General features: G+C 68.2%; 26 protein-coding genes and 1 other RNA gene. 18 read left to right on the top strand and 9 right to left on the bottom strand.

The window, feature by feature from the left end; translation table 11 throughout:
• The first annotated feature begins 101 nt into the window (after positions 1-101).
• The gene (locus tag H165_RS0106510) at positions 102-1,352 is read left to right on the top strand and encodes a sterol desaturase family protein (protein ID WP_017938107.1); all 1,251 of its coding nucleotides are present in this window, start codon (positions 102-104) and stop codon (positions 1,350-1,352) included.
• Between the two features lie 6 nt (positions 1,353-1,358).
• Here H165_RS0106510 and H165_RS0106505 read toward each other — a convergent pair whose 3' ends face one another.
• Together H165_RS0106505 and H165_RS0106500 are read right to left on the bottom strand one after the other, a co-directional pair.
• Positions 1,359-1,925 (bottom strand): DedA family protein, encoded by a 567-nt coding sequence (locus H165_RS0106505; RefSeq protein ID WP_026146408.1) that lies wholly within the window; start codon positions 1,923-1,925, stop codon positions 1,359-1,361.
• Positions 1,926-2,119: 194 nt separating this feature from the next.
• A complete protein-coding gene (locus tag H165_RS0106500) occupies positions 2,120-3,187 on the bottom strand; it encodes a glycosyltransferase family 4 protein (protein WP_026146407.1) in 1,068 nt (355 codons plus the stop codon).
• Positions 3,188-3,384: 197 nt separating this feature from the next.
• Between H165_RS0106500 and hemB the strand changes: the two genes are divergently transcribed.
• Both hemB and ppk1 read left to right on the top strand, forming a co-directional pair.
• On the top strand, positions 3,385-4,398 hold the full coding sequence (gene hemB, locus H165_RS0106495) for a porphobilinogen synthase (protein ID WP_017938104.1): 1,014 nt from the start codon (positions 3,385-3,387) through the stop codon (positions 4,396-4,398).
• Positions 4,399-4,420: 22 nt separating this feature from the next.
• Complete coding sequence (gene ppk1, locus H165_RS0106490; RefSeq protein ID WP_026146406.1) at positions 4,421-6,652, top strand: polyphosphate kinase 1; 2,232 nt, start codon at positions 4,421-4,423, stop codon at positions 6,650-6,652.
• A gap of 43 nt (positions 6,653-6,695) precedes the next feature.
• Here ppk1 and ppx read toward each other — a convergent pair whose 3' ends face one another.
• A complete protein-coding gene (ppx, locus tag H165_RS0106485) occupies positions 6,696-8,192 on the bottom strand; it encodes an exopolyphosphatase (RefSeq protein ID WP_017938102.1) in 1,497 nt (498 codons plus the stop codon).
• A 250-nt stretch (positions 8,193-8,442) separates the two neighbouring features.
• Between ppx and trxA the strand changes: the two genes are divergently transcribed.
• The 4 genes from trxA to H165_RS0106465 all read left to right on the top strand — a co-directional run bounded on the left by trxA (position 8,443) and on the right by H165_RS0106465 (position 12,775).
• Positions 8,443-8,769, top strand: a complete 327-nt coding sequence (gene trxA / locus H165_RS0106480) for a thioredoxin TrxA (RefSeq protein ID WP_017938101.1) — start codon at positions 8,443-8,445, stop codon at positions 8,767-8,769.
• Between the two features lie 234 nt (positions 8,770-9,003).
• Positions 9,004-10,263 (top strand): transcription termination factor Rho, encoded by a 1,260-nt coding sequence (gene rho, locus H165_RS0106475; protein WP_017938100.1) that lies wholly within the window; start codon positions 9,004-9,006, stop codon positions 10,261-10,263.
• Between the two features lie 51 nt (positions 10,264-10,314).
• On the top strand, positions 10,315-11,781 hold the full coding sequence (gene ubiD / locus H165_RS0106470; protein WP_026146405.1) for a 4-hydroxy-3-polyprenylbenzoate decarboxylase: 1,467 nt from the start codon (positions 10,315-10,317) through the stop codon (positions 11,779-11,781).
• Positions 11,782-11,806: 25 nt separating this feature from the next.
• Positions 11,807-12,775, top strand: a complete 969-nt coding sequence (locus H165_RS0106465; RefSeq protein WP_017938098.1) for a CDP-6-deoxy-delta-3,4-glucoseen reductase — start codon at positions 11,807-11,809, stop codon at positions 12,773-12,775.
• Between the two features lie 47 nt (positions 12,776-12,822).
• On the opposite strand, the gene H165_RS0106460 is transcribed toward H165_RS0106465, so the two are convergent.
• Entirely contained in the window at positions 12,823-13,800 is a 978-nt protein-coding gene (locus tag H165_RS0106460; protein WP_017938097.1) for an NADPH:quinone oxidoreductase family protein, read from the bottom strand.
• A 160-nt stretch (positions 13,801-13,960) separates the two neighbouring features.
• Here H165_RS0106460 and H165_RS0106455 point away from each other — a divergent pair, with 160 nt between their 5' ends.
• A complete protein-coding gene (locus H165_RS0106455) occupies positions 13,961-14,365 on the top strand; it encodes a flagellar basal body-associated protein FliL (RefSeq protein WP_017938096.1) in 405 nt (134 codons plus the stop codon).
• An 18-nt stretch (positions 14,366-14,383) separates the two neighbouring features.
• Here the strand turns inward: H165_RS0106455 and H165_RS0106450 are convergent, their stop codons facing one another.
• Positions 14,384-14,833 carry an EVE domain-containing protein gene (locus H165_RS0106450; RefSeq protein ID WP_026146404.1) on the bottom strand — a complete coding sequence of 150 codons (450 nt, stop codon included), beginning with the start codon at positions 14,831-14,833 and terminating at the stop codon, positions 14,384-14,386.
• Positions 14,834-15,020: 187 nt separating this feature from the next.
• Here H165_RS0106450 and H165_RS20095 point away from each other — a divergent pair, with 187 nt between their 5' ends.
• Positions 15,021-15,152 carry a hypothetical protein gene (locus tag H165_RS20095; RefSeq protein WP_017938094.1) on the top strand — a complete coding sequence of 44 codons (132 nt, stop codon included), beginning with the start codon at positions 15,021-15,023 and terminating at the stop codon, positions 15,150-15,152.
• 33 nt (positions 15,153-15,185) lie between these two features.
• Here the strand turns inward: H165_RS20095 and H165_RS0106440 are convergent, their stop codons facing one another.
• The 4 genes from H165_RS0106440 to H165_RS0106430 form a co-directional block, all read right to left on the bottom strand.
• Entirely contained in the window at positions 15,186-15,791 is a 606-nt protein-coding gene (locus H165_RS0106440) for a 5-formyltetrahydrofolate cyclo-ligase (RefSeq protein WP_017938093.1), read from the bottom strand.
• A 63-nt stretch (positions 15,792-15,854) separates the two neighbouring features.
• A non-coding RNA gene (gene ssrS / locus H165_RS19100) (6S RNA) lies at positions 15,855-16,034 on the bottom strand.
• Positions 16,035-16,105: 71 nt separating this feature from the next.
• Positions 16,106-16,423, bottom strand: a complete 318-nt coding sequence (locus H165_RS0106435) for a cell division protein ZapA (protein ID WP_017938092.1) — start codon at positions 16,421-16,423, stop codon at positions 16,106-16,108.
• Positions 16,420-16,629, bottom strand: a complete 210-nt coding sequence (locus H165_RS0106430; protein WP_017938091.1) for a TIGR02449 family protein — start codon at positions 16,627-16,629, stop codon at positions 16,420-16,422. Before H165_RS0106430 ends, H165_RS0106435 begins: the two co-directional genes overlap by 4 nt.
• Before the next feature lie 178 nt (positions 16,630-16,807).
• On the opposite strand from H165_RS0106430, the gene H165_RS0106425 reads away from it, so the two are divergent.
• From H165_RS0106425 to gcvH, 9 genes are all read left to right on the top strand, one after another.
• Positions 16,808-17,359 (top strand): YecA/YgfB family protein, encoded by a 552-nt coding sequence (locus tag H165_RS0106425; protein WP_017938090.1) that lies wholly within the window; start codon positions 16,808-16,810, stop codon positions 17,357-17,359.
• A 7-nt stretch (positions 17,360-17,366) separates the two neighbouring features.
• Positions 17,367-18,701 carry a Xaa-Pro aminopeptidase gene (pepP, locus tag H165_RS0106420; RefSeq protein WP_017938089.1) on the top strand — a complete coding sequence of 445 codons (1,335 nt, stop codon included), beginning with the start codon at positions 17,367-17,369 and terminating at the stop codon, positions 18,699-18,701.
• Positions 18,701-19,888 (top strand): 2-octaprenyl-6-methoxyphenyl hydroxylase, encoded by a 1,188-nt coding sequence (gene ubiH / locus H165_RS0106415; protein ID WP_017938088.1) that lies wholly within the window; start codon positions 18,701-18,703, stop codon positions 19,886-19,888. The genes pepP and ubiH overlap by 1 nt, the downstream gene beginning before the upstream one ends.
• Before the next feature lie 10 nt (positions 19,889-19,898).
• Entirely contained in the window at positions 19,899-20,381 is a 483-nt protein-coding gene (locus H165_RS0106410) for a DUF4442 domain-containing protein (RefSeq protein WP_017938087.1), read from the top strand.
• A 2-nt stretch (positions 20,382-20,383) separates the two neighbouring features.
• A complete protein-coding gene (locus H165_RS0106405; protein WP_017938086.1) occupies positions 20,384-21,607 on the top strand; it encodes a 2-octaprenyl-3-methyl-6-methoxy-1,4-benzoquinol hydroxylase in 1,224 nt (407 codons plus the stop codon).
• Positions 21,608-21,739: 132 nt separating this feature from the next.
• Complete coding sequence (locus tag H165_RS0106400; protein ID WP_017938085.1) at positions 21,740-22,741, top strand: extracellular solute-binding protein; 1,002 nt, start codon at positions 21,740-21,742, stop codon at positions 22,739-22,741.
• A 102-nt stretch (positions 22,742-22,843) separates the two neighbouring features.
• Complete coding sequence (locus tag H165_RS0106395) at positions 22,844-24,463, top strand: ABC transporter permease (RefSeq protein ID WP_017938084.1); 1,620 nt, start codon at positions 22,844-22,846, stop codon at positions 24,461-24,463.
• 239 nt (positions 24,464-24,702) lie between these two features.
• A complete protein-coding gene (gcvT, locus tag H165_RS0106390; RefSeq protein ID WP_017938083.1) occupies positions 24,703-25,785 on the top strand; it encodes a glycine cleavage system aminomethyltransferase GcvT in 1,083 nt (360 codons plus the stop codon).
• Positions 25,786-25,891: 106 nt separating this feature from the next.
• Positions 25,892-26,281, top strand: a complete 390-nt coding sequence (gene gcvH, locus H165_RS0106385; protein ID WP_017938082.1) for a glycine cleavage system protein GcvH — start codon at positions 25,892-25,894, stop codon at positions 26,279-26,281.
• The last annotated feature ends 29 nt before the right edge of the window (positions 26,282-26,310 follow it).

Here is a 26,310-nt window from a genome sequence, read left to right as displayed (position 1 = left end):
GTGTGGCACCTGGCGCCGCGGCCCTGACGCCGGGCGAGGCTAGAATCCTCTGCACGAGATCAACAAGACCGGCGCCGGAGCCGGCCGAGGACGCTGTCGCCATGAACTACATCCTCTACGCGGTACCTGTCTTTTTTCTGCTGATCGGCCTCGAGCTGCTCGCCGACCGCTGGCGCGGCGTACGCAGCTATCGCCTGGCCGACGCCATCAGCAGCCTGGGTGCGGGCGTACTGTCCACCACCAGCGGGCTGCTCACCAAGGTGGTCGGGCTGCTCACCTACGACTTCGCCTGGCGCCACTGGGGGTTGTTCGAGCTCCCCGCGGACAGCCCCTGGGTCTGGGGGTTCGCCTTCCTGTTCTACGACTTCTGCTACTACTGGAACCATCGCCTCGGGCACGAGCGCAACGTGCTCTGGGCGGCCCACTCGGTGCACCACCAGAGCGAGGAGTACAACCTCAGCACCGCGTTGCGGCAGACCAGCACCGGTTTTCTCTTCGGCTGGATCTTCTATCTGCCGATGGCCCTCGCCGGGGTGCCGCCGTTGGTGTTCTTCACCGTCGCCGCGTTCAACCTGCTCTACCAGTTCTGGGTGCACACCCGTCACGTGCCCAAGCTCGGCTGGCTGGAGTGGCTGTTCATCACGCCCTCCAACCATCGCGTCCACCATGCCCGCAATCCTCTGTACCTGGACCGCAACTACGGCGGCGTGTTCATCCTCTGGGACCGTCTGTTCGGCACCTTTCAGGAGGAGCTGGCGGAGGAGCCGCCGGTGTACGGGGTGACCACTCCGCTGCGCAGCTGGAACCCGCTGTGGGCCAACCTGCAGTTCTACGCGCTGCTCTGGCAGGACGCCCGGCGCGCCGGCTCCTGGTGGGATCGGCTGCGCATCTGGTTCATGCCCACCGGCTGGCGGCCAGCCGACGTGGCGGCCCGCTACCCGCTGGCCAAGCCGGACCCGGCCAGCTTCGAGAAGTTCGAGGTGCCCCTGGGGCGTGCCGCGCAGCTCTACGCCGCCCTGCAGTTCCTGGTCTATCTGCTCGGCGGCACCTGGCTGATGGCCGCGGCCGAGGACTGGCCGCTGGCCGGGCAACTGCTCGGCTGGGCCTGGATGGCCTTCGGCCTCCATGTGCTCGGTGTCTGGCTGGAGAGCCGCCCCACGGCCCTGGGGCTGGAGTGGGCGCGCCTGCTGCTCAATCTGCCGGTGCTATGGCTGGCCCAGCAGCTGGCGTTGCTGCCGGCAGGGGCGGAGGCCTGGGCGCTGCTGGCCCTGTACGGCCTGCTCAGTCTGCTGGGGATCTATCTGCCGCGCCTGGCGGAGGGCTGGCGCCGCGACCGCCTGGGTAGTCTCTGAGGGGGCTCAGTTCGGCGGGGTCTGGCGCGGGGCCTTCAGCCAGCGGCGCAGCCAGAGCAGGCAGCCGACCACCAGCAGGCCGCCGAGCACCCACAGCTCGTACTTCTTCACGCTGCCGAGGATGCCTTCCATCACGGTGCCGAAGTGGTAGGCGGCCAGGCCCAGGGCCAGGGCCCAGACGATGGCGCCGATGCCGTTGAGGATCAGGTAGCGCAGCGGCGGGTAGCCGGACATGCCGATGGCCACCGGCATCACCGTGCGCAGGCCGTAGACGAAGCGGAAGATCAGCACCCAGAGGTCCGGGTGCCGGCGCACGTGGCGCAGCGCGCGGTCGCCGAGCGCCTGCCAGCGCGGCTTGCGGGCGAGGATCTGGCGGCCCTTGTGGCGGCCCAGGTAGTACCACAGCTGGTCGCCGGCATAGCTGCCGCAGAACGCGGTGGCCACCACCAGGTTGATGTCCATGTAGCCGCGGAACGCCAGAAAGCCGGCCAGCACCAGAATGGTCTCGCCCTCGAAGAAGGTACCGAGAAACAGGGCGAAATAGCCGAAATCCTGCAGGAATTCTTGAAGCATCATCGACGCGGCGCGAAAAGTGAACGCGCAGCCTACCGCGCCAGGCCCATGCTGGCAAAGTGCGGAAGTGTATCGGGGAATGCTCCGGGCGGCCGGCGGAGCCGTCTGGCGTGGGCTTTGCGGCGTCGTTGCGGCCAGCCGTCGCAGCCCCGTGCACGCGCCCGCGGAAGGCCGGGCGCATGCACGGGGGGGCGTCAGGCCGGCTGCGGGGTGCCGGTGTCGCGCGACAGGCGCGCCCGTTCGCGGCACAGCCGGCGGTAGATCGCCAGGTAGCCCTCGGCCATCGCCGGGGCGGTGAAGCGGCGATCGAACAGCGCGCGGATGCGCCGGCGGTCCAGTTCGCCGACCCGCCGGGCGGCGGCGATGGCGGCCTCCAGGCTGTCGACCACGTAGCCGGTGACACCGTCGACCATCACCTCGGGCACCGAGCCGTGGCGGAAGGCGATCACCGGGGTGCCGCAGGCGAACGCCTCGATCATCACCAGGCCGAACGGCTCCGGCCAGTCGATGGGGAACAACAGGGCCCTGGCGCGGCCGACCAGTTCGTTCTTCTGCACGTCGTCGATCTCGCCGAGGAACTCCACCAGCGGATGGTCGAGCAGCGGGCGGATCTGCGTCTCGAAGTAGCGGCGGTCGGCCTCGTCCACCTTGGCGGCGATGCGCAGGCGGGTTCCGCACGCCTTGGCGATGGCGATGGCGCGATCCACGCGCTTCTCCGGGGAGATGCGCCCGACGAAGACGAAGTAGTCCTCGGCCGTCGGGTGGAAGCGGTACAGCCCGCCGGGCAGGCCGTGATGGACGGTGCCCAGCCAGTTGGCGTGGGGCAGCGGGCGGCGCTGGTAGTCGGAAATGGACACCACCGGCATGTCGCTGAAGTGGCGGTGCAGCGGCGCCAGTTCCGGTAGGTCGAGCCGGCCGTGGAAGGTGGTCAGGCAGGGGGTGGGGCAGCGCCGCGCCAGGGGGTAGTGCAGGTAGTCGATATGGAAGTGGATCACGTCGAACTGCCGGGCGCGCTGGAACACCTCGTCGAGCATCAGGGTGTGCCAGGGCAGCCAGTAGGGCTGCGTGGGGTCCAGGCGCAGGCTGCGTTCGACGATGGGCACCAGCTCGGCGGAAGTGATCGAGTCGCCGCTGGCGAATAGGGTCACCTCGTGGCCCAGGGCGATCAGCGCTTCGGTCAGGTAGGACACGACACGTTCGGTGCCGCCGTAGGCTTTGGGCGGCACGCTTTCGAACAAGGGTGCGACTTGCGCGATCCTCATGCAGCAGCCTCCGTCAAACGTCGGTCAAAGCCGCCGGGATCATGGGGACGGATGGGCGAATTTCAAGATCCGGCCCGGGCCGACCGGGCGCCGGATGCGGCCTCCGGTCGCACCGTCGCCCGGGGCGGTCACACTTTGTTCATAATGTTCATTTTTACTGTCGCACTCGCCCGTCCGCGCGGGCTCTGGAGTCTGCCGTGAGTTTCACCCCCGCCAACCGCCTGTTCCCCGCCACCCGTCTGCGCCGCAACCGCCGCGACGAGTTCTCCCGCCGCCTGGTCCGCGAGAACGTGCTGACCGTCGACGACCTGATCCTCCCGGTGTTCGTCCTCGATGGCGAGAACCGCCGCGAGGCGGTCCCCTCCATGCCGGGCGTGGAGCGCCTGTCCATCGACCTGCTGCTCAAGGCGGCCGAGCGCTGGGTGGAACTGGGTATCCCGGCCCTGGCGCTGTTCCCGGTGACTCCGCTGGAGAAGAAGTCCCTGGACGGCGCCGAGGCCTGGAACCCGGAGGGCATCGCCCAGCGGGCGATCCGCGCCCTGCGTGCGCGCTTCCCGGAGCTGGGGGTGATCGGCGACATCGCCCTGGACCCCTTCACCACCCACGGCCAGGACGGCATCCTCGACGAGAACGGCTACGTGCAGAACGACGTCACCGTGGATGCCCTGGTCAAGCAGGCGCTATCCCACGCCGAGGCTGGCGCCCAGGTGGTGGCCCCCTCGGACATGATGGACGGGCGCATCCAGGCGATTCGCGAGGCCCTGGAACTGGCCGACCACAGCAACGTGCGCATCATGGCCTACTCGGCCAAGTACGCCAGCGCCTACTACGGCCCGTTCCGTGACGCCGTGGGCTCCGCCAGCAACCTCGGCAAGGGCAGCAAGGCCAGCTACCAGATGGACCCGGCCAACAGCGACGAGGCGCTCCACGAGGTGGCCACCGACCTGGCCGAAGGCGCCGACATGGTGATGGTCAAGCCCGGCATGCCCTACCTGGACGTGCTGCGCCGAGTGAAGGACGAATTCCGCGTACCCACCTTCGCCTACCAGGTCAGCGGCGAGTACGCCATGCACATGGCGGCGATCCAGAACGGCTGGCTCTCCGAGGCGGTGATCCTGGAATCGCTGACCGCCTTCAAACGCGCCGGCGCAGATGGCATCCTCACCTACTTCGCCGTGCGTGCGGCAGAACTCTTGCAACAGGGGCGCTGATCCGCCCCCCCGGAAGGACGCGATGAACACAGCAGGAATCACCGATAGCGAATTGCTCAAGGCCGAGGCCCTCGACCAGCTCCCGGCGGAGGCGCCCACTGCCGAACCTGTCGAAGCCGAGTCGCTGGCGCCCGAGCCCGTGGCCGAGGAATCGGCCCCCGCCCCGCTGGTGATTCCCGGCCTGGACGACACCAGCCTGTACATCCACCGCGAGCTGTCCCAGCTGAAGTTCAACATCCGTGTGCTGGAACAGGCACTGGACGAGTCCTATCCGCTGCTCGAGCGGCTGAAGTTCCTGCTGATCTTCTCCAGCAACCTCGACGAGTTCTTCGAGATCCGCGTCGCCGGGCTGAAGAAGCAGATCACCTATGCCCGCGAGCAGGCCGGCGCCGACGGCCTGCAGCCGCACCAGGCGCTGGCGCGGATCAGCGAGCTGGTGCACGAGCAGGTGGCCCGTCAGTACGCCATCCTCAACGACGTGCTATTCCCCGAGCTGGCCAAGCACCACATCAACTTCATCCGCCGCCGCCACTGGACCACCAAGCTCAAGGCCTGGGTGCGCCGCTACTTCCGCGACGAGATCGCGCCGATCATCACCCCAATCGGCCTCGACCCGACGCACCCCTTCCCGCTGCTGGTCAACAAGAGCCTGAACTTCATCGTCGAGCTGGAGGGCGTCGACGCCTTCGGCCGCGACTCCGGCCTGGCGATCATCCCGGCCCCGCGCCTGCTGCCGCGCATCATCCGCGTGCCCGAGGAGATCGGTGGCGCCGGCGACAACTACGTGTTCCTCTCCTCGATGATCCATGCCCATGCCGACGACCTGTTCCCCGGCATGAAGGTCAAGGGCTGCTACCAGTTCCGCCTGACTCGCAACGCCGACCTCTCGGTGGACACCGAGGACGTCGAGGACCTGGCCCGCGCCCTGCGCGGCGAGCTGTTCAGCCGCCGCTACGGCGACGCGGTGCGCCTTGAGGTGGTGGACACCTGTCCGGCGCACCTCACCGACTACCTGCTGCGCCAGTTCAACCTCAATGAGAGCGAGCTGTACAAGGTCAACGGCCCGGTCAACCTGACCCGCCTATTCAGCATCACCACCCTGGACAGCCACCCGGAACTGCAGTTCAAGCCCTTCACCCCGGCGATTCCTAAACCGCTGCAGAACGCTGAGAACATCTTCAACGTGATCGGCAAGCAGGACATCTTGCTGCTGCACCCCTTCGAGTCCTTCACCCCGGTGGTGGACCTGCTGCGCCAGGCGGCCAAGGACCCCAACGTGCTGGCCATCAAGCAGACCCTGTACCGTGCCGGGGCCAACTCGGAGATCGTCGACGCCCTGGTGGAGGCGGCGCGCAACGGCAAGGAGGTCACCGCGGTGATCGAGCTGCGCGCGCGCTTCGACGAGGAGTCCAACCTGCAGCTGGCCAGCCGCCTGCAGGCCGCCGGCGCGGTGGTGATCTACGGGGTGGTGGGCTTCAAGACCCACGCCAAGATGATTCTCATCCTGCGCCGCGAGAACGGCGAGCTGCGCCGCTATGCGCACCTCGGCACCGGCAACTACCACGCCGGCAACGCCCGCCTGTACACCGACTACAGCCTGCTGACCGCCGATGCGGCGCTCGGCGAGGACGTCTCCAAGCTGTTCAGCCAACTGATCGGCATGGGCAAGACCCTGCGCATGAAGAAGCTCCTGCACGCGCCCTTCACCCTGAAGAAGGCTCTGCTCGACATGATCGCCCGCGAGACCCAGCACGCCAGCGAGGGCAGGCCGGCGCATATCATGGCCAAGGTCAACGCGCTGACCGATCCCAAAGTCATCCGTGCCCTGTACAAGGCCAGTCAGGCCGGGGTGAAGGTTGATCTGGTAGTGCGTGGCATGTGCTGCCTGCGCCCCGGGGTGCCGGGGGTGTCGCACAACATCCAGGTGCGCTCCATCGTCGGGCGCTTCCTCGAGCACACCCGCATCTACTACTTTTACAACGATGGCGACGAGCAGCTGTACCTGTCCAGCGCCGACTGGATGGAGCGCAATCTCGACAAGCGCGTCGAGACCTGCTTCCCGGTGGAGGGCCGCAAGCTGATCCAGCGGGTCAAGAAGGAGCTGGAGGCCTACCTCAGCGACAACACCCAGAGCTGGCAGCTGCAGCCGGACGGTCGCTACCTGCGCAACAGCCCGACCGGCAACCAGAACCCGCGCAACGCCCAGCAGTTCCTCCTCGAGAAGCTCTCCGCACCGGTGGTCTCGGTGCGCTGAGGCCGCCGCCCGGCCTCCCCGGGCGGGTGCGAGCGGCCGGGGCTCAACTGACCCGCAGGTTGAAGTCGATGCGCTTCAGCCACTCGGCTTCCTGCTCGAAGTCCGCCTGGGTCAGCGGGTTGGCCTGCAGCCAGCCCTCCGGGAACAGTACGTCGAGGCTCTTCGCCCCGGCCTTCAGGCGCACCCGGGGCATTTCCTGATTGCCGCGGATGTGGTGGAAGAGGATCGCGAAGCGCAGCAGTACGCATAGGCGGATCAGTTGCACGCCCTGCTCGCCGAACTCCTCGAAGCGCTCCCTGGGGATGTTGCGGCGGTGGCCGCGCACCAGGAGGGCGAGCATCAACTGGTCCTGGCGCGAGAAACCGGCCAGGTCGGAGTGCTCGATCAGGTAGGCGCCGTGCTTGTGGTAGTGATAATGGGCGATGTCGCGGCCGATCTCGTGGACCCGCGCCGCCCAGCTGAGCAGCTCGCGGTGCCACTCCTCGGTGAGCCCCCAGTCCTCGGCCACCTGGTCCAGGGCGGAGAGGGCCTTGGCCTCGACCCGCGCGGCCTGCTCGGGGTCGGCGTGGTAGCGTTCCATCAGCGCGCTCAGGGTGCGCTCGCGGACGTCCTCCTGCTGGTGGCGGCCGAGCAGGTCGTAGAGCACGCCCTCGCGCAGGGCACCCTCGCAGTGCTCCATGCGCTGCAGCTCGAGGGCGTCGAAGATCGCTTCGACGATCGCCAGGCCGGCCGGGAAGATCGGCCGGCGGTCCGGCTTGACACCGTTCAGGTCGATCCGCTCCACGTCGCCCAGCTTGAGGAGCTTGCGCTTCAGCCAGGCGATGCCCTCCGGGGTGATCTCGCCGTTGCCGCCGTTCCTGCCGGCCTGGCCCACCGCGCGGATGGTCCCCGAGGCGCCCACCGCCTCCTGCCAGCCGAGACGCCGCAGGCTCTGCTCGATGCCCATCAGCTCCAGGCGCGCCGCGGTATAGGCCTGGGCGTAGCGCGCCGGGGTGATCTTGCCGTCCTTGAAGTAGCGCTGGGTGTAGCTGACGCAGCCCATCTGCAGGCTCTCGCGCAGCAGCGGCTCGAAGCACTGGCCGATGATGAACTCGGTGCTGCCGCCGCCGATGTCCACCACCAGGCGCTTGTCCGGCGAGGCCGGCATGGTGTGGGACACGCCGAGGTGGATCAGGCGCGCCTCCTCGCGGCCGGAGATCACCTCCACCGGGTGGCCGAGGATCGCCTCGGCGCGGCGGATGAACTCGCTGCGGTTGCGCGCCTCGCGCAGGGCGTTGGTGCCCACCACGCGCACCGCGCCCTGGGGCAGACCGGCGGTCAGCTGGGCGAAGCGGCGCAGGCAGTCGAGGCCGCGCTGCATGGCGTCCTCGGTGAGCAAGCGGTCGTCGTCGATGCCGGCGGCCAGTTGGACCTTCTCGCCGAGCCGCTCGAGGATGCGGATCTCCCCATGATCCGTCTTGGCCAGCACCATGTGGAAGCTGTTGGAGCCGAGATCGATGGCGGCGATGACGGGAAAGTTCTTGATGGCGCTTTGCGGCATGATGGGGATCTCGATGCGAAACCGCGACATCCTGCCATGATAGGCCAGTCGCGCCAACGCGAAACGCCGGACGGGCGTGCCAGATTGAGCGGCCCGGCGCCGCCGCGGAAAGCCGTCTGCCCGGCGCGGCCGGGGCTGCCGTGCATGGCCTCCATAGCCAGACTCAATCACCGGCGCCTTTCGGCCACCGCCAAGCCGGGCTATGATGGCGGCCACTTTTTCTTTGCATCCGGATCGACGGAGAGATTTCATGAGCGAACTCATCATCAACGTCAGCGACGCCAGCTTCGAGCAGGAGGTCCTGCAGGCCAGCGGCCCGGTGCTGGTCGACTACTGGGCCGAGTGGTGCGGCCCGTGCAAGATGATCGCCCCGGTGCTGGACGAGATCGCCCAGGCCTATCAGGGCAAGCTGAAGGTCTGCAAGCTGAACATCGACGAGAACCAGGAGACTCCGCCGAAGTACGGCGTGCGCGGCATCCCGACCCTGATGCTGTTCAAGGGCGGCAACGTCGAGGCCACCAAGGTCGGCGCCCTGTCCAAGTCCCAGCTGGCCGCTTTCCTCGACGCCAACATCTGAGGTTTGGTGAAAAGGCCCTGCGCAACGTAGGGCCTTTTTCGTGGCTGAGGCTAGACGCGCTCCAATCGGCAGTGCTAAATTCGGCCACGCAACGGTTTCTCCGCTGCCCTCCATAAGCCGTCGTCGACGCACTCCCAATTAGAACTCGTTCGCGATCCTGTCGCTTTCTTCCCGCGACGCGGCCTGCCGAGCCCAGGGCTCATCCCTCCTTCTCTTCACACTTACGTCATTCCTATGAATCTGACCGAACTCAAGCAAAAGCCGATTACCGAACTGCTCGACATGGCCGAGCAGATGGGCATCGAGAACATGGCCCGTTCGCGCAAGCAGGACGTGATCTTCGCCCTCCTCAAGAAGCACGCCAAGAGCGGCGAGGAAATCTCCGGTGACGGCGTGCTGGAGATCCTCCAGGACGGCTTCGGCTTCCTGCGCTCCGCCGACTCCTCCTATCTGGCCGGCCCGGACGACATCTACGTCTCGCCCAGCCAGATCCGCCGCTTCAACCTGCGCACCGGCGACACCATCGTCGGCAAGATCCGCCCGCCGAAGGAGGGTGAGCGCTACTTTGCGCTGCTCAAGGTCGACTCGATCAACTTCGACCGTCCGGAAAACGCCAAGAACAAGGTGCTGTTCGAGAACCTCACGCCTCTGTTCCCCAACGAGCGCCTGAAGATGGAGGCCGGCAACGGCTCCACCGAGGACATCACCGGCCGCGTCATCGACCTCTGCGCGCCGATCGGCAAGGGCCAGCGCGGCCTGATCGTCGCCCCGCCAAAGGCCGGCAAGACCATCATGCTGCAGAACATCGCGGCGAACATCACCCGCAACAACCCCGAGTGCTACCTGATCGTCCTGCTGATCGACGAGCGCCCGGAGGAAGTGACCGAAATGCAGCGCACCGTGCGCGGCGAAGTGGTCGCCTCCACCTTCGACGAGCCGCCGACCCGCCACGTGCAGGTGGCCGAGATGGTGATCGAGAAGGCCAAGCGCCTGGTCGAGCACAAGAAGGACGTGGTCATCCTGCTCGACTCCATCACTCGTCTGGCGCGCGCCTACAACACCGTGATCCCCAGCTCCGGCAAGGTGCTCACCGGTGGTGTCGACGCCCACGCCCTGGAGAAGCCCAAGCGCTTCTTCGGTGCCGCCCGTAACATTGAGGAAGGCGGCAGCCTGACCATCCTCGCCACCGCGCTGATCGAGACCGGCTCGAAGATGGACGAGGTGATCTACGAGGAATTCAAGGGCACCGGCAACATGGAGCTGATCCTCGACCGCCGCATCGCCGAGAAGCGCGTGTTCCCAGCCATCAACATCAACCGTTCCGGTACCCGCCGCGAGGAGCTGCTGACCGCCGAGGACGAGCTGCAGCGCATGTGGATCCTGCGCAAGCTGCTGCACCCGATGGACGAGATCGCCGCCATCGAATTCCTCATCGACAAGCTGAAGGACACCAAGACCAACGACGAATTCTTCATGTCGATGAAAAGGAAATAATGCCCGGGCCCCGGCGCATTGCCGCTCCGGGGCCTGACGCTCGACGCTTCGATGAACTACTCCGACCTGCGCGACTTCATCCGCGCCCTGGAACAGCGGGGCGAACTGAAACGCATCCAGACGCCGGTCTCGCCGGTGCTGGAGATGACCGAAATCTGCGACCGCACCCTGCGCAAGGCCGGGCCGGCGCTGCTCTTCGAGAAGCCCAGAGGCTTCGACATTCCGGTGCTCGGCAACCTGTTCGGCACGCCCAGGCGGGTGGCCTTGGGCATGGGTGCCGAGGATGTGTCCGAGCTGCGCGAGATCGGCAAGCTGCTGGCCTTCCTCAAGGAGCCTGAGCCGCCGAAGGGCCTCAAGGACGCCTGGAGCAAGCTGCCGATCTTCAAGAAGGTCATCAGTATGGCGCCCAAGGTGCTCAAGGATGCGCCGTGCCACGAAGTGATCGAGGAAGGCGACGACGTCGACCTCGGCAGGCTGCCGGTACAGCACTGCTGGCCGGGCGACGTGGCGCCGCTGATCACCTGGGGCCTGACCATCACTCGCGGGCCTAACAAGGAGCGCCAGAACCTGGGCATCTACCGCCAGCAGGTGATCGGCCGCAACAAGCTGATCATGCGCTGGCTGAGCCACCGCGGCGGCGCTCTGGACTACCGCGAGTGGTGCCAGAAGTACCCGGACCGCCCCTATCCGGTGTGCGTGGCCCTGGGCGCCGATCCGGCGACCATCCTCGGTGCGGTCACCCCGGTGCCGGATACCCTCTCCGAATACGCCTTCGCCGGCCTGCTGCGCGGCAGCCGCAGCGAGCTGGTCAAGGCCATCGGCAGCGACCTGCAGGTGCCGGCCGGCGCGGAGATCGTCCTCGAAGGGGTGATCCACCCCGGCGAGATGGCCGATGAAGGCCCCTACGGCGACCACACCGGCTACTACAACGAGGTGGACCGCTTCCCGGTGTTCACCGTCGAGCGCATCACCCGGCGCCGCGACCCCATCTACCACTCCACCTACACCGGGCGGCCGCCGGACGAGCCGGCGATCCTCGGCGTGGCGCTCAACGAAGTCTTCGTGCCCATCCTGCAGAAGCAGTTCCCGGAGATCGTCGACTTCTACCTGCCGCCGGAAGGCTGTTCCTACCGCCTGGCGGTGGTGACCATCAGGAAGCAGTACCCAGGGCACGCCAAGCGCGTCATGCTGGGCGTCTGGTCGTTCCTGCGACAGTTCATGTACACCAAGTTCGTCATAGTCACCGACGACGACATCAACGCACGGGACTGGAACGACGTGATCTGGGCCATCACCACGCGCATGGACCCCAAGCGCGATACCGTGATGATCGACAATACGCCGATCGACTACCTGGACTTTGCTTCGCCGGTCTCCGGCCTGGGCTCCAAGATGGGTCTGGACGCTACCCACAAGTGGCCGGGCGAGACTAGCCGCGAATGGGGCCGGGCGATCGTCCAGGACGAGGCGGTCAAGCGCCGCGTCGACGAGCTCTGGGCGCATCTGGGCATCGACTGATGGGCGCGAGTTTCCGGGGGTGGCCATGAGAGTCACCCTGCAACCCTCCGGCGCGGTCCTCGACCTGCTGCCCGGCGAACGCATCCTCGACGGCGCCCGGCGGCTCGGCTACGAGTGCCCGCAGAGCTGCCGCAACGGCAACTGCCATGTCTGCGCCGCGCTACTGGTGGAAGGCCGGGTGTGCCAGGCCGGCGTCGAGCTGGACCACGGCGAGCTGTTCACCTGCCTGGCCGAGCCGCTGCAGGACTGCGTGCTGCACTGGGACGGCGTGCTGGCCCCCGGCGAGCTGCCGGTGCGCAAGCTGGCCTGCCAGGTCGTCGAATGCAGCGAGCTGGGCGGCGACGTGTGGCGGGTGCGCCTGCGCGCGCCGGCCGGCAGGCCGCCGCGCTACCACGCCGGCCAGTACCTGCTGATCGAACGGGACGACGGCCAGAGCTCGGCCTTCTCCCTGGCCTCGGCGCCGCATCAGGGCCGCGAGCTGGAGCTGCACATCCTCGGCCGCGAGCCCAGCGCCCGGGCCCTGCTGGCCCAGCTACGGCGCAGTGGCCTGGCCCGCGTGCAGCTGCCGTTCGGCGACACCCACCTGGCCGAGCTGCCGGACGGTCCGCTGGTGCTGATCGCCGCCGGCACCGGCATGGCGCAGATGCACAGCCTGATCGAGCACTGCCGGGCGGCCGGCTTCCCCCATCCGGTGCACCTCTACTGGGGCGTGCGGCGTCCTGAGGATTTCTACGCTCTGGACAACTGGGCGGCTTGGGAAAGCATCGCCAACCTCCACCTGCACCGGGTGGTCAGCGATCCCTGCGCCTGGGCTGGCCGCCGCGGCCTGCTCCACGAGGCGGTCTGCGCCGACTTCGTCGACCTACGCCCGCTGCACGTCTACGCCAGCGGCTCGCCGGCGATGGTCTACGCCACCCTGGATGCTCTGGTGGCCGCCGGCATGGACGCCCACCAGATGCGCGCCGACGTGTTCGCCTACGCCCCCAGGCTCTAGTCAATCCCTTCCCTGCCGGGCTTCTCTCGCGAAGGTAGGGGGCGAGCCTAGCGCACCTGCACCACCAGCTTGCCCAGCGCCTGGCGGGCGGCCAGGCGAGCGATGGCCTCGCTGGCGTGTTCCAGCGGGTAGGTCTGGGAGACTAGCGGCTTGAGTCGGCCTTCGGCGTGCCAGCGGAACAGCTGCTGGAAGTTGGCCAGGTTGTCCTGGGGCTGGCGGGCCACGAAGGCGCCCCAGAACACCCCGACCATGGCCGCGCCTTTGAGTAGCGGCAGGTTGGCCGGCAGGGCGGGAATGCTGCCGCTGGCGAAGCCGATCACCAGGTGCCGGCCGTTCCAGCCCAGGCTGCGGAAGGCCGGCTCGCTGAGCTGGCCACCCACCGGGTCGTAGACCACATCGACGCCCTGGCCGCCGGTGAGCGCCTTGAGTCGCTCGCGCAGGTCCTCCTCGGCGTAGTTGAGCAGCTCGTCGGCGCCCGCCGCCCTGGCCACGGCAAGCTTCTCGGCGCTGCTCGCCGCGGCGATCACCCGGGCGCCCAGAGCCTTGCCGATCTCCACCGCGGCCAGGCCGACGCCGCCGGAGGCGCCGAGCACCAGCAGGGTCTCGCCGGCCTGCAGGGCTGCGCGCTGGCGCAGGGCGTGCATCGAGGTGCCGTAGGTCATGCCGAAGGCGGCGGCGGTGGTGAAGTCCAGGCTGGCGGGGATCGGCAGGACCCGCTCGGCGCTCACTGCGATCTGCTCGGCAAAGCTGCCCCAGCCGGTCAGGGCGATCACGCGGTCGCCGGGTTTCAGGTGGCGGACCTTGTCGCCCACCGCGGCCACCACCCCGGCCGCCTCGCCGCCCGGCGAGAAGGGGAAGGGCGGCTTGAACTGGTACTTGCCCTCGATGATCAGGGTGTCGGGGAAGTTCACCCCGGCAGCGTGGATGTCGATCAGCACCTCGGAGGGCTTGGGGACGGGGCTCGCCACCTCCTCCAGGACCAGGCTGTCGGCGGGTCCGAAGGCTTTGCACAGCACGGCTTTCATGGAGTTCCCCTCTGCTTGTGATGCTCCCGAGTGTAGGAGGCGGGAGGGGCGGGTCAACGGGCATGACTGGCCCTGATGGCCAGGCATAAGCCCGGACTTGGGGGCGCTGCCGTCACTGGGTATGCTAGGCGCCTTCCCAATCTTTCGAGGAATCGCTGCCGTGAAAGCCCGGATCGCCCTGCTGCTGGCCCTGTGTCTGCCGTTCACCGCACCGGTCGCCGAGGACGGCAAGGCGGATCCGGCCAACCAGGTGGCCTACGTCACCCTGGCCCCGGCGCTGGTCGGCAACTTCGGCGCGGGACCGCGGCTGAAGTACTTCAAGGCCGACATCGCCCTGCGCGTCACCGGTCTGGAGACCAAGAGCAAGGTGGAGCACCACGAGCCGCTGATCCGCAACCAGCTGGTGATGCTGTTCACCCAGCAGACCGACGAGACCCTGGCTACCCCCGAGGCCAAGGAGCAGCTGCGCCAGGAGGCTTTGCGTCAGGTCCAGCAGGTGCTGCTCCAGGAGGAGGGGCGGCCGCTGGTGGACGACCTGCTGTTCAACAACCTGATCGTCCAGTAGACCAGTGGCGGCGCGGATCTAGCGCAGCCGGAGGATCGCGGTCCACTGTTCCGGGCTGACCGGCATCACCGACAGCCGGCTGCCGCGCTGCACCAGGGCCAGCTCGGCCAGCGCTGGTTCGCCGCGCAGGCGGGCGAGGGGAATCAGTTCCGGAAACACCTCGACGAACTCCACGTCCAGGGCGCTCCACGGATTGTGCGCGGCGCTGGCCTTGGCGTCGAAGTAGGGGCTCTCGGCATCCAGCGCGGTGGGGTCGGGATAGACCGCTGAGGCGATCCGCCCGATGCCGGCGATGCCCGGCTGCGGACAGCTGGAGTGATAGAAGAAGAACAGGTCGCCGATCTGCATGCTGCGCAGGAAGTTGCGCGCCTGGTAGTTGCGCACCCCGTCCCAGCGCGCCCGGCCGAGACGCTGCAGGTCGAGGATGGAGAGTTCGTCCGGTTCGGACTTCATCAGCCAATAAGGCATGAACTTTGCTTCCTATAGCCGGTCGTAGCGCCCGGCAATAAGTTTGCGACAGCCGGTCGGTGAGGGAAATTGCGGGAAGCATCACCTTGCCGGAAAATGCGGCCGTTTTAAGCTTGGCGCTGCCAACAGGTCCACCAAGAGACGACTCAGCGCAGCGGTATTGCCTTGACAAGGAGGAGGCAATCGAATGAAACGCAAGCCAGATATGTTGTGGGTTTTGGTCATCGTTTTCGGTCTGGGCGTGGTCACCACCGGTTACACCCAGAGCTTGTGGGAACGTAACAGCGATCGGGCGACAGCCCTGACCCAGCAGCCCTGACCCGAACCCGGCACCGCAGGGACGCGGTGCGTCTCACTTCCCGCCGTACCAGCCCCGATCCGTCACCGTGGCCCGCAAGGGCACATCCCAGCTTTCCAGCGGCAGTCGATCCACCTTCTGACATTCGTGCGCCAGGCCGAGCAGTGTCGGCTTCTGACCATTCCTGCGGCGTGCTCGGTAGGCCAGGCTGCGGTCGTAGAAGCCGCCGCCCATGCCCAGCCGGCCGCCATGCTCGTCGAAGCCCACCAGCGGCATCAGCACCAGGTCGAGGGTCCAGATCCGCCGCTGGCGCGCCGGGCACGGGCGCGGCTCGAGGATGCGGAAGCGGTTGCGCACCAGGGGTTCGCCGGGGCGTACGCGTTGGAACGCCATGCGGGTGCGTGGCCAGGGGTTGAGCACCGGCAGGTAGGTGCGTTTGCCCCGTTTCTGGGCGGCGCGCAGCAGCGGGCGGGGATCGATTTCCCCATCGTTGGGCAGGTACAGGGCGAGCTGCCGGGCACGGCGGAACAGCGGGTGCTGGGCCAGCTGGCGGTACAGGTCGCGGGCGGCGCGGCGCTGCTGATGGGGCGTCAGCGCCCGGCGGGCCTGGCGCAGCAGGCGACGCAGGGCAGCGCGGGAGAGGTTGTCGGCGATGATCATGGCGACATGATGCAGGGCCGCAAACAAAGACGCCAGCGTCGGAAGACGCTGGCGTCGCAATCAGAACCCCCCGAACGTGCCGCTGTCGGTTCTGCCCTTGAACCCGAGAGTTCAAGGTGGAGGTTGCCGGAGGCATTAAGGCTTTCCGTCAGGCGGACATGCACACCTGCCTCAGCTGACAACCCCCGTGGTTGTGCGTATCGGCTCAGGGACGTTCCCGACTGGCGCACACTCCAGGGAGTTGGGGCCAGTATACCCGATTGACCGGGCAGCGACAGCGGAACCTGCGGGTTCCTGACCGGCGCGACCAAAGGTCACGGGCCGGCCGGGGTATCCGGGTCGGCGGCCAGGGCTTGGTCGACGCGGTCCAGTAGCTCGCGGACCTGCTCGCGGGTCGAGCCGGCCTGCTGGTCGAGGTGCTGCTGCTTGTGCAACAGCTCGTGGGTGATGTTCAGTGCGGCCATCACGGCGATGCGGTCGGCGCCGATCACCTTGCCGCTCATGCGGATCTCGCGCATCTTGCCGTCCAGGTAGCGGGCGGCGCTTTCCAGGTTGGCGCGTTCCTCGGGGGGGCAGGCGATGCAGTAGTCTTTGTCGAGGATATGGACGGTTACGGTGTTCGGCTGGGTCATGAGTCCTGCTCCAAGGCTTTCAGGCGCGAAATCATGGATTCGACCTTGTGCCGTGCCAATTCGTTCTTTTCGATCAGATGGGCGCGCTCTTCGCGCCAGGCCCGTTCGCTGGCCCGCAGCAGCCGGTTCTCCACCTTCAGTTGCTCGAAACGGCGGAGTAGCAAGTCCAGCTTGGCGGTCAGCGCTTGCAGGTCGGCGTCTTCCATAGGTTCTCGCTCGGGCCGGGAATGATGGCAACTATATAGGAGCGGGGCGCCGCGTGGGCAAACCATCCAAGGGGCGGGTGCTGGGGTGTCTGGCGATTGGTCTAGGCGCGCCCGCCGGTGCTAGGATACGAGACCTTCATTCTAGTCATCGCGCCATGCCGCGCCTAGTTGGACGCCCATGCAGAATTCCCCCTACAGCGCTTTCGCCACCCTGCTCGCCAGCAGTGGTCACCCCGTTTCCCCGGCCGAGGTGCACGGCCTGCTGCTCGGCCGCAGCTGCGCCGGCGCCGGCTTCGACGCGGAGGCCTGGCTCGCCGACGCCCGCGACCTGCTCGGCGGCGGCGAGCTGCCGGACAACGTGCGCCAGGCCCTGATCGGCCTGCAGGAAATGGTCAAGGCCGAGTTGACCGGCGAGGAGATGGCGGTGGTCCTGCTCCTGCCGCCGGACGAGGCGCCGCTCGCCGAGCGTGCCGCGGCCCTCGGCCAGTGGTGCCAGGGCTTCCTTGGCGGCTTCGGCCTGGCCGCCGGCAGCACCGCGCTGAGCGCCGAGGCCATGGAGGTGCTGCAGGACCTGGCGGCCATCGCCCAGGTGCAGAGCGCCCTGGACGAGTCCGAGGACGGCGAGAGCGATTACATGGAAGTCATGGAATACCTGCGCGTCGCGCCCTTGCTGCTGTACGTCGAATGCGCCCGGCCGCAGGCTCCGGCGCCGAAACCTTCCCTGCACTGAGGTGCCCATGATCCGCATTCCCAAGTCGGAGTACGCCCGTCGGCGCAAGGCGCTGATGGCGCAGATGGAGCCCAACAGCATCGCCATCCTGCCGGCGGCTCCGGTGTACATTCGCAACCGCGACGTCGAGCACGTCTACCGGCAGGACAGCGACTTCCAGTACCTGAGCGGCTTCCCCGAACCGGAGGCGGTGCTGGTGCTGATTCCCGGCCGCGAACACGGCGAGTACATCCTGTTCTGTCGCGAGCGCGACCCCGAGCGCGAGCTGTGGGACGGTCTGCGCGCTGGCCAGGAGGGGGCGATCCGCGACTATGGCGCCGACGACGCTTTCCCGATCGGCGACATCGACGACATCCTCCCCGGGCTGATCGAGGGCCGCGAGCGGGTCTACTACTCCATCGGCAGCAACCAGGAGTTCGACCAGCGGCTGATGGAGTGGATCAACGTGATCCGCTCCAAGGCTCGCCAGGGCGCCCAGCCGCCCAAGGAATACGTGGCCCTCGACCCGCTGCTCCACGACATGCGTCTGTACAAGAGCGCCGCCGAGGTCAAGGTGATGCGCGAGGCGGCGGCGATCTCCGCGCGCGCCCACATCCGCGCCATGCAGGCCAGCCGGCCCGGGCTCTACGAGTACCATCTGGAAGCCGAGCTGGACTACGAGTTCCGCAAGGGCGGCGCCAAGATGCCGGCCTATGGCTCGATCGTCGCGGCGGGACGGAACGCCTGCATCCTGCACTACCGGGAGAACGACGCGCCGCTCAGGGACGGCGACCTGGTGCTGATCGACGCCGGCTGCGAGATCGACTGCTACGCCAGCGACATCACCCGCACCTTTCCAGTCAACGGCAGGTTCTCCCCGGAACAGAAGGCCATCTACGAGCTGGTCCTCGAGGCGAACCTGGAGGCCATGAAGTACATCGCCCCCGGTCGTCACTGGAACGAGGCCCACGAGGCCACGGTACGGGTGATCACCGCCGGGCTGGTGCGCCTCGGCCTGCTCCAGGGCGAGGTCGACGAACTGATCGCCAGCGAGGCCTACCGTACCTTCTACATGCACCGCGCCGGCCACTGGCTGGGCATGGACGTGCACGACGTCGGCGACTACAAGGTCGGCGGCGAATGGCGGGTACTCGAGCCGGGCATGACCATGACCGTGGAGCCGGGCATCTACATCGCCCCGGACAACGACAAGGTGGCCAGGAAGTGGCGCGGCATCGGCGTGCGCATCGAGGATGACGTGCTGGTCACCCGCAGCGGCTGCGAGGTGCTGACCAGCGGCGTGCCGAAGAGCGTCGAGGAGATCGAGGCGCTGATGGCTGAAGCGAGGAGTAGGGCGGCCTGATGACCCGTTGCGACCTGGCGATCATCGGCGGCGGTCTGGTCGGCGCCAGCCTGGCCCTGGCTCTGCAGGACGCGGCCCGGGCACGCGGCTGGTCGATCGCGCTGATCGAGCCTTTCGTCCCCGGTCAGGGCTTCCAGCCCAGCTACGACGCGCGCTCCACCGCGCTGTCCTACGGCACCCGGCAGATCTACGAGCGCCTCGGCGTGTGGTCGCGGATCGCCGAGCGCGCCGAGCCGATCCGCCAGATCCACGTCTCCGACCGTGGCCGCTTCGGCGCCACCCGCCTGCGTGCCGAGGACGAGGGCGTCCCGGCGCTCGGCTACGTGGCGGAGAACGCCTGGCTCGGCCACTGCCTGTGGCAGGCCATGGACCACCAGGTGATCCACTGGCGCTGCCCGGCCGAGGTGCAGCGCATGCAGGTGCTGGGCGACGGCTACCGCCTGCAGCTCAGCGACGACAGCAGCCTCGACTGCAGCCTGGCGGTGCTTGCCGACGGCGGCCGCTCCGCGCTGCGCGAGCAGCTGGGCATCCACGTCCGCCACGTCTCCTACCGGCAGAGCGCGCTGATCGCCAACCTGACCCCCAGCGAGCCGCACCGCGGCCAGGCCTTCGAGCGCTTCACCGCCGACGGTCCGCTGGCCCTGCTGCCGCTCGCCGACGACCGCTGCGCACTGGTCTGGAGCCGTACCAGCGCGGATGCCGAGCGCCTCGCCGCGCTGGACGAGCGCGCCTTCCTCGCCGAGCTGCAGGAGGCCTTCGGCTACCGCCTGGGCGCGCTGCGCCAGGTCGGCGTGCGCCACCTCTATCCGCTGGCGCTCAGCGAGGCCGAGGAGCAGGTGCGCCCGCACCTGGTGGTGCTCGGCAACGCCGCGCATACCCTGCACCCCATCGCCGGGCAGGGCTACAACCTGTCGCTGCGCGACACCTGGGTGCTCGCCGAGGTGCTCCTGGAAAGCGAGGCGCCGCTCGGCGACTTCGCCACCCTGCAGCGTTTCCTGCACCTGCAGCGCCTCGACCAGCAGCTCACCGTGGGCTTCTCCGACCGGGTCACCCGGCTGTTCTCCAACGACACGCCGCTTCTGGCCGCCGGGCGCAACCTCGGCCTGCTCGCGCTGGACCTGTTGCCGCCGGCCAAGCGCTGGTTCGCCCGCCAGGCCATGGGGCTCGGTGCCCGTCTGCATCGCTGAGGTTCGTGACATGGATGCCCGTCGACTCGCCCGCAAGGCTCGCCTGTTGCGCTGGGCCATCAACCTCTACCCGCCCTACCTGGGTGCCGGGGTGCGGGTACGGCGGATCAGCCCGGACTTTCGCCACGTGCGGGTGCGCATGGGGCTGTCCTGGTACAACCGCAACTACGTCGGCACCCAGTTCGGCGGCTCGCTGTACAGCATGACCGATCCCTTCTTCATGCTCATGCTGATGCACCTGCTCGGCCGCGACTACATCGTCTGGGACAAGGCCGCCAGCATCGATTTCATCGCCCCCGGCAGGGGGCCGGTGTACGCCGACTTCCGCATCGACGACGAACTGCTCGCGGAGATCCGCGCGCGCACTGCGAATGGCGACAAGTACCTGCCGGAGCTGCATGCCGAGGTGCGCGACGGCGAGGGCACCCTGGTGGCCCGGGTGCACAAGACTCTCTACGTGCGGCTCAAGCCGCGACTGCGACAGGCGGGGTGAACATGGAGTTGAAGGCGGACCTGGTCATCGTCGGTGCCGGCATGGTCGGCAGCGCCCTGGCACTGGCTCTGGAGCACAGCGGCCTGGACATCCTGGTAGTGGACGGCGGGCCGCTGACGGTCGCGCCCTTCGAGCCGCAGGCGCCCTTCGAGCCGCGAGTCAGCGCGCTGTCCGCGGCCACCCAGCGGATCCTCGAGCGCCTCGGCGCCTGGGACGGGATTTGCGCACGGCGCGCCAGCCCCTACGTGGAGATGCGCGTCTGGGACGGCTCCGGCACCGGCAGCATCCACTTCTCCGCAGCCAGCGTGCACGCCACGACGCTCGGCCACATCGTCGAGAACCGGGTGGTCCAGGACGCCCTGCTGGAGCGCCTGCACGCCAGCGATCTGCAGCTGGTCGGCGGCGCGCGCCTGGAACAGTTGCGACATTCTGGTGACGACTGGCTGCTCGGCCTCTCCGACGGCCGTCAGCTGCGCACCCCGTTGCTGGTCGCCGCCGATGGCGCCAATTCGGCGGTGCGCCGCCTGGCCGGCTGCGCGACCCGCGAGTGGGATTACCTGCACCACGCCATCGTCACCAGTGTGCGCTGCGCCGAGCCGCACCGGCGCACCGCCTGGCAGCGTTTCACCGACGATGGTCCGCTGGCCTTCCTGCCGCTGTGCCGCGGCGACGACCTGCACTGGTGCTCGATCGTCTGGTCGGTCACCCCCGACGAGGCCGCGCGCCTGATGGCCCTCGACGACGAAGCCTTCCGCGACGCCCTGGGGCGGGCCTTCGAATACCGCCTGGGGGTGGTCGAGGCGGTCGACCCTCGGCTGTGCATCCCGCTGCGCCAGCGCCACGCCAAGCGCTACGTGGAACCGGGCCTGGCGCTGATCGGCGACGCCGCGCACACCATCCATCCGCTGGCCGGGCAGGGGGTCAACCTCGGCTTCCTCGACGCCGCGGTGCTTGCCGAGGTGCTGCTACACGCCCTGGAGCGCGGCGAGCGGCTCGCCGAGCTGCGCGTGCTGAGCCGCTTCGAGCGCCGGCGGATGCCCCACAACCTGGCCATGATGGCCGCCATGGAGGGCTTCGAGCGGCTGTTCCAGGCCGACCCGCTGCCCCTTCGCTGGCTGCGCAACAGCGGCCTCAACTGTATCGATGCGCTGCCCGAGGCCAAGGCGCTGTTCGTCCGCCAGGCCCTCGGCCTGAGCGGCGATTTGCCGCAGCTGGCGCGGGTCTGAGGCCGCGTGCCGAGGCGCCCGGGCGTCGCCGGGAGTGCGACGCAGAAATACTTCGACATAAAGCCTCTAGCGAGTCGCAACTGCGGTTTACTATCATTTGCGCTTCTGCGACTGCTTGGTAGGAACTCCACGATGCGTACCGCTAAACCGCTTCTGGCCGCGCTGGCACTGGGCCTCGCCGTCACATCCGTTCAGGCCGCCGAGGAGGTGGTGGTGTACTCCTCGCGGATTGACGAGCTGATCAAGCCGGTGTTCGACGCCTACACCGCGAAGACCGGGGTCAAGGTCAAGTTCATCACCGACAAGGAGGCGCCGCTGATGCAGCGCATCAAGGCCGAGGGCGAGAACACCCCGGCCGATCTGCTGCTCACCGTGGACGCCGGCAACCTCTGGCAGGCCGAGCAGATGGGCATCCTGCAGCCCTTCGACTCGCCGGTGCTGGACCGGAACATCCCGCCGCAGTATCGCTCCAGCACCGACAGCTGGACCGGCCTGTCGCTGCGCGCGCGGACCATTTTCTACTCCACCGAGCGGGTCAAGCCGGAGGAGCTGTCCACCTACGAGGACCTGGCCGATCCGAAGTGGGAAGGCCGCCTCTGCCTGCGCACCAGCAAGAAGGTCTATAACCAGTCTCTGACCGCCACCCTGATCGAGACTCATGGCGCGAAGAAGGCCGAGGAGATCGTCAAGGGTTGGGTGGACAACCTGGCCACCGACGTGTTCGCCGACGATACCGCGCTGCTGCAGGCCATCGACGCCGGCCAATGCGACGTGGGCGTGGCCAACACCTACTACTATGGCCGCCTGCACAAGGAGAACCCTGAGCTACGGGTCAAGCCGTTCTGGCCGAACCAGAACGACCGCGGCGTGCACGTCAACCTCTCCGGCATCGGCCTGACCAGACATGCGCCCCACCCCGAGGCGGCCAAGCAACTGGTGGAGTGGATGACCACCGAGGAAGCCCAGCGCATCTTCGCCGACCTCAACCAGGAGTACCCGGCCAATCCCGGCGTCAAGCCGTCGGACGAGGTGGCCGCCTGGGGCAGCTTCAAGGCCGACAGCATCCCGGTGGAAGTGGCCGGCAAGCGCCAGGCCGAGGCGATCCGGCTGATGGACCGCGTCGGCTGGAACTGATCCGCATTACCTGCGGCGCTGCGGGCCGCACGGGGAGGCGCTTGCCGTTCGGCGCTTTTTCGTTCAGCCTTCAGCGCTTTTGAGGTCGCTCCCGAGGCTTTCGTGTCCCATCACCTGCAGCGTCGCTGGTATCCGCTTCCCTTTCTGGTCGCCGCCCTGGTCCTGCTGCCCCTGTCGGTTCTGCTGCTCAGTTGGGGCTCGGTGGACACGGAGATCTGGGCGCACCTGTGGGACACCCAGCTACCGCGCCTGCTCGGCAACACCCTGGTCCTGGTAGCCGGGGTGGGCGTCGGCGTGGTGCTGCTCGGCGTCAGCCTGGCCTGGCTGACCAGCCTCTGCGAGTTTCCCGGCCGGCGCTGGCTGGACTGGGCGCTGATGCTGCCCTTCGCGATTCCCGCCTACGTGCTGGCCTTCGTGTTCGTCGGCCTGCTGGACTTCGCCGGGCCGGTGCAGAGCCTGGCCCGCGAGTGGTTCGGCAGCGGCCTGCGCTTTCCACGCGTGCGCTCCACCGGCGGAGTGATCGTGGTGCTAGTGCTGGTCTTCTACCCCTACGTCTACCTGCTGGCACGCAGCGCCTTCCTGGCCCAGGGCAAGGGCCTGATGGAGGCTGCCCGGGTGCTCGGCCAGACCCCCTGGCAGGCATTCTGGCGGGTCGCCCTGCCGATGGCACGCCCGGCCATCGGCGCCGGCCTGGCCCTGGCGCTGATGGAGACCCTGGCGGACTTCGGCGCGGTGGCGGTGTTCAACTTCGATACCTTCACCACCGCCATCTACAAGACCTGGTACGGCTTCTACAGCCTGTCCAGCGCCACCCAGCTGGCCAGCCTGCTGCTCCTCGCGGTGATGCTGGTGCTCTATGGCGAGCGCCGCGCGCGGGGCATCAGCCGGCCCTCCAGCGAGCGCCCGCGCGGCCGGGTGCTGTACCAACTGCACGGCTGGAAGGCCGCGGCGGCCAGCGCCTGGTGCGGCTTGGTGTTCCTCTGTGCCTTCGTCATCCCGGTGCTGCAGCTGCTGGTGTGGTTCTGGCAGCGTGGCCGTTTCGACCTCGACGAGCGTTACCTGTCGCTGATCCTCCATACCCTGTCCCTGGGCGGCCTGGCCGCGCTGATCACCGTGGCGGTGGCCATGCTCCTGGCCTTCGCCCGGCGCCTGGCGCCGACCCGGCCGATCCGCTCGGCGGTGGGGCTGGCCAACCTCGGCTACGCGCTGCCCGGCTCGGTGCTGGCGGTGTCCATCATGCTGGCCTTCAGCTTCCTCGACCGTCATCTGGTGATCCCTCTGTCCGCCTGGTTGGGCGGCGCCGGCAAGCCGCTGTTGCTGGGCAGCCTGTTCGCCCTGCTGCTGGCCTACCTGGTGCGCTTCCTGGCGGTGGCCTACGGACCGCTGGAAAGCAGCCTGGCGCGCATCCGCCCGTCGCTGCCGGAAGCCTCGCGCAGCCTCGGTGTGGGCGGTCCGCGGCTGTTCTTCAGCGTGTACCTGCCGCTGCTCCTGCCGGGCACCCTGAGCGCCGCGCTGCTGGTGTTCGTCGACGTGCTCAAGGAGATGCCGGCCACCCTGCTGATGCGCCCCTTCGGCTGGGACACCCTGGCGGTACGGGTCTTCGAGATGACCAGCGAGGGCGAGTGGGCGCGCGCCGCACTGCCGGCGCTGACCCTGGTGCTGGTCGGCCTGCTGCCGGTGATCGGGCTGATCCGCCGCTCCGCGCGGCAGATCGGCCACTAGGCCGCCCGGGCTCTGGCGCGGGCCTCGCGGACCGGCCGGGAAGCGCCTCTTGCAGGGCCTGGCCGGGCGCCCGTCCCTCGGGTGTCCAGTCCTCCGGCGAGCGGCTACAATGCGCGCCATTCGATGCGGCCCCTCATCCTGACGCCGGTCCGCGCTGCCCGTGCCGTACCCTGCCGCAACAGGGCCGGTCTGCGCCGCCGGCCCCGCCGCATCCTCGCCAAGCCCGGAAGGAGAAACCCATGGGACAGCGTACGCCCCTCTATGAACTGCACTTGGCTCTGGGGGCCAAGATGGTCGACTTCGGCGGCTGGGACATGCCGCTGCACTATGGTTCGCAGGTCGAGGAGCATCACCAGGTGCGCCGCGAATGCGGAGTCTTCGACGTTTCGCACATGACCGTGGTGGACGTCTCCGGCAGCCAGGCGCGGGACTACCTGCGTCAGCTGCTGGCCAACGACGTCGCGCGCCTGCAGGCGCCCGGCAAGGCGCTGTACAGCGCCATGCTCAACGAGCGTGGCGGGGTGGTGGACGACCTCATCGTCTATCGCACCGAGACCGGCTACCGCCTGGTGGTCAATGCCGCCACCCGTGCCAAGGACCTGGCCTGGATGCGTGCCCGCGCCGAGGGCTTCGCCGTCGAGCTGCAGGAGCGCGCCGAGCTGGCCATGCTGGCCATCCAGGGCCCGCAGGCACGGGCCAGGGTCGCCGAACTGATGAGCGCTGCCCGCGCCGCGCTGATCCACGAGCTGAAGCCCTTCGAGGGTGCCTTCGAGGGCGACTGGTTCATCGCCCGCACCGGCTACACCGGCGAGGACGGTCTGGAGATCATGCTGCCGGCCGCCCAGGCCGCGGAGTTCTTCAACGACCTGGTCGGCGCCGGCATCGCACCGATCGGCCTGGGCGCCCGCGACACCCTGCGCCTGGAGGCGGGCATGAACCTCTACGGCCAGGACATGGACGAGGACGTCTCGCCGTTGTCCGCCAACATGGCCTGGACCATCGCTTGGGAGCCGGTCGAGCGCGACTTCGTCGGCCGCCAGGCCCTGGAGGCGCTGCGTGCCGTCGGTGATCAGCCCAAGCTGGTCGGCCTGGTGCTGGAGGAGCGCGGGGTGCTGCGTGCCCATCAGGTGGTGCGCGTCGAGGGCATAGGCGAGGGCGAGATCACCAGCGGCAGCTTCTCGCCGACCCTGGGCAAATCCATCGCCCTGGCCCGGGTGCCGGCCGCCACCGGTGACCGTGCGCAGGTGGAGATCCGCGGCAAGTGGTACCCGGTGCGGGTGGTCAAGCCGTCCTTCGTGCGTCACGGCAAGGCCCTGATCTGAGCAATCCTGCAAGTCCGCCGGCGGCGCGCCGGACAGAGCGTCCGGTGCGCAGCCTGCTAAATTTTCCCGGCGGGTATTCCGCCATCCAGTCTCCGAGGACATCGACATGAGCAACATCCCCGCCGATCTGCGTTATGCCGCCAGCCACGAATGGGCCCGTCTCGAATCCGACGGCAGCGTCACCGTGGGCATTACCGACCACGCCCAGGAAGCCCTGGGTGACGTGGTGTTCGTCGAGCTGCCGGAGATCGGCAAGCAGCTGAGCGCAGGCCAGGAGGCCGGCGTGGTGGAATCCGTGAAGGCCGCTTCGGACATCTACGCGCCGATCGGCGGCGAGGTGATCGCCATCAACGAGGCGCTCGCCGACAGCCCCGAACTGATCAACAGCGACCCCTACGGCAGCTGGTTCTTCAAGCTCAAACCGAGCGACGTCGCGGAGCTGGACAAGCTGCTCGACGCAGCCGGCTACCAGGCCGCCGTCGAAGCCGACGCCTGATCCCGCGCTATCCTTGCTGAAAGCCCTGA

Source organism: Pseudomonas thermotolerans DSM 14292 (assembly GCF_000364625.1).
Taxonomy (GTDB): Bacteria; Pseudomonadota; Gammaproteobacteria; order Pseudomonadales; family Pseudomonadaceae; genus Aquipseudomonas; species Aquipseudomonas thermotolerans.
Note: the sequence above shows the minus strand (reverse complement) of the source record. Positions and strands in the feature narration are given on the sequence as shown.

Coding starts and splice junctions, on each gene's coding strand:
- ubiH (WP_017938088.1), top strand. CDS start 18,701: ATGACCCGTTGCGACCTGGCGATCATCGGCGGCGGTCTGGTCGGCGCC.
- H165_RS0106440 (WP_017938093.1), bottom strand. CDS start 15,791: ATGATCATCGCCGACAACCTCTCCCGCGCTGCCCTGCGTCGCCTGCTG.
- rho (WP_017938100.1), top strand. CDS start 9,004: ATGAATCTGACCGAACTCAAGCAAAAGCCGATTACCGAACTGCTCGAC.
- H165_RS0106425 (WP_017938090.1), top strand. CDS start 16,808: ATGCAGAATTCCCCCTACAGCGCTTTCGCCACCCTGCTCGCCAGCAGT.
- H165_RS0106430 (WP_017938091.1), bottom strand. CDS start 16,629: ATGGAAGACGCCGACCTGCAAGCGCTGACCGCCAAGCTGGACTTGCTA.
- H165_RS0106510 (WP_017938107.1), top strand. CDS start 102: ATGAACTACATCCTCTACGCGGTACCTGTCTTTTTTCTGCTGATCGGC.
- trxA (WP_017938101.1), top strand. CDS start 8,443: ATGAGCGAACTCATCATCAACGTCAGCGACGCCAGCTTCGAGCAGGAG.
- H165_RS0106505 (WP_026146408.1), bottom strand. CDS start 1,925: ATGCTTCAAGAATTCCTGCAGGATTTCGGCTATTTCGCCCTGTTTCTC.
- gcvT (WP_017938083.1), top strand. CDS start 24,703: ATGGGACAGCGTACGCCCCTCTATGAACTGCACTTGGCTCTGGGGGCC.
- H165_RS0106400 (WP_017938085.1), top strand. CDS start 21,740: ATGCGTACCGCTAAACCGCTTCTGGCCGCGCTGGCACTGGGCCTCGCC.
- ubiD (WP_026146405.1), top strand. CDS start 10,315: ATGAACTACTCCGACCTGCGCGACTTCATCCGCGCCCTGGAACAGCGG.
- ppx (WP_017938102.1), bottom strand. CDS start 8,192: ATGCCGCAAAGCGCCATCAAGAACTTTCCCGTCATCGCCGCCATCGAT.
- gcvH (WP_017938082.1), top strand. CDS start 25,892: ATGAGCAACATCCCCGCCGATCTGCGTTATGCCGCCAGCCACGAATGG.
- H165_RS0106435 (WP_017938092.1), bottom strand. CDS start 16,423: ATGACCCAGCCGAACACCGTAACCGTCCATATCCTCGACAAAGACTAC.
- H165_RS0106460 (WP_017938097.1), bottom strand. CDS start 13,800: ATGAAAGCCGTGCTGTGCAAAGCCTTCGGACCCGCCGACAGCCTGGTC.
- ppk1 (WP_026146406.1), top strand. CDS start 4,421: ATGAACACAGCAGGAATCACCGATAGCGAATTGCTCAAGGCCGAGGCC.
- pepP (WP_017938089.1), top strand. CDS start 17,367: ATGATCCGCATTCCCAAGTCGGAGTACGCCCGTCGGCGCAAGGCGCTG.
- H165_RS0106465 (WP_017938098.1), top strand. CDS start 11,807: ATGAGAGTCACCCTGCAACCCTCCGGCGCGGTCCTCGACCTGCTGCCC.
- H165_RS0106500 (WP_026146407.1), bottom strand. CDS start 3,187: ATGAGGATCGCGCAAGTCGCACCCTTGTTCGAAAGCGTGCCGCCCAAA.
- H165_RS20095 (WP_017938094.1), top strand. CDS start 15,021: ATGAAACGCAAGCCAGATATGTTGTGGGTTTTGGTCATCGTTTTCGGT.
- H165_RS0106410 (WP_017938087.1), top strand. CDS start 19,899: ATGGATGCCCGTCGACTCGCCCGCAAGGCTCGCCTGTTGCGCTGGGCC.
- H165_RS0106405 (WP_017938086.1), top strand. CDS start 20,384: ATGGAGTTGAAGGCGGACCTGGTCATCGTCGGTGCCGGCATGGTCGGC.
- H165_RS0106450 (WP_026146404.1), bottom strand. CDS start 14,833: ATGCCTTATTGGCTGATGAAGTCCGAACCGGACGAACTCTCCATCCTC.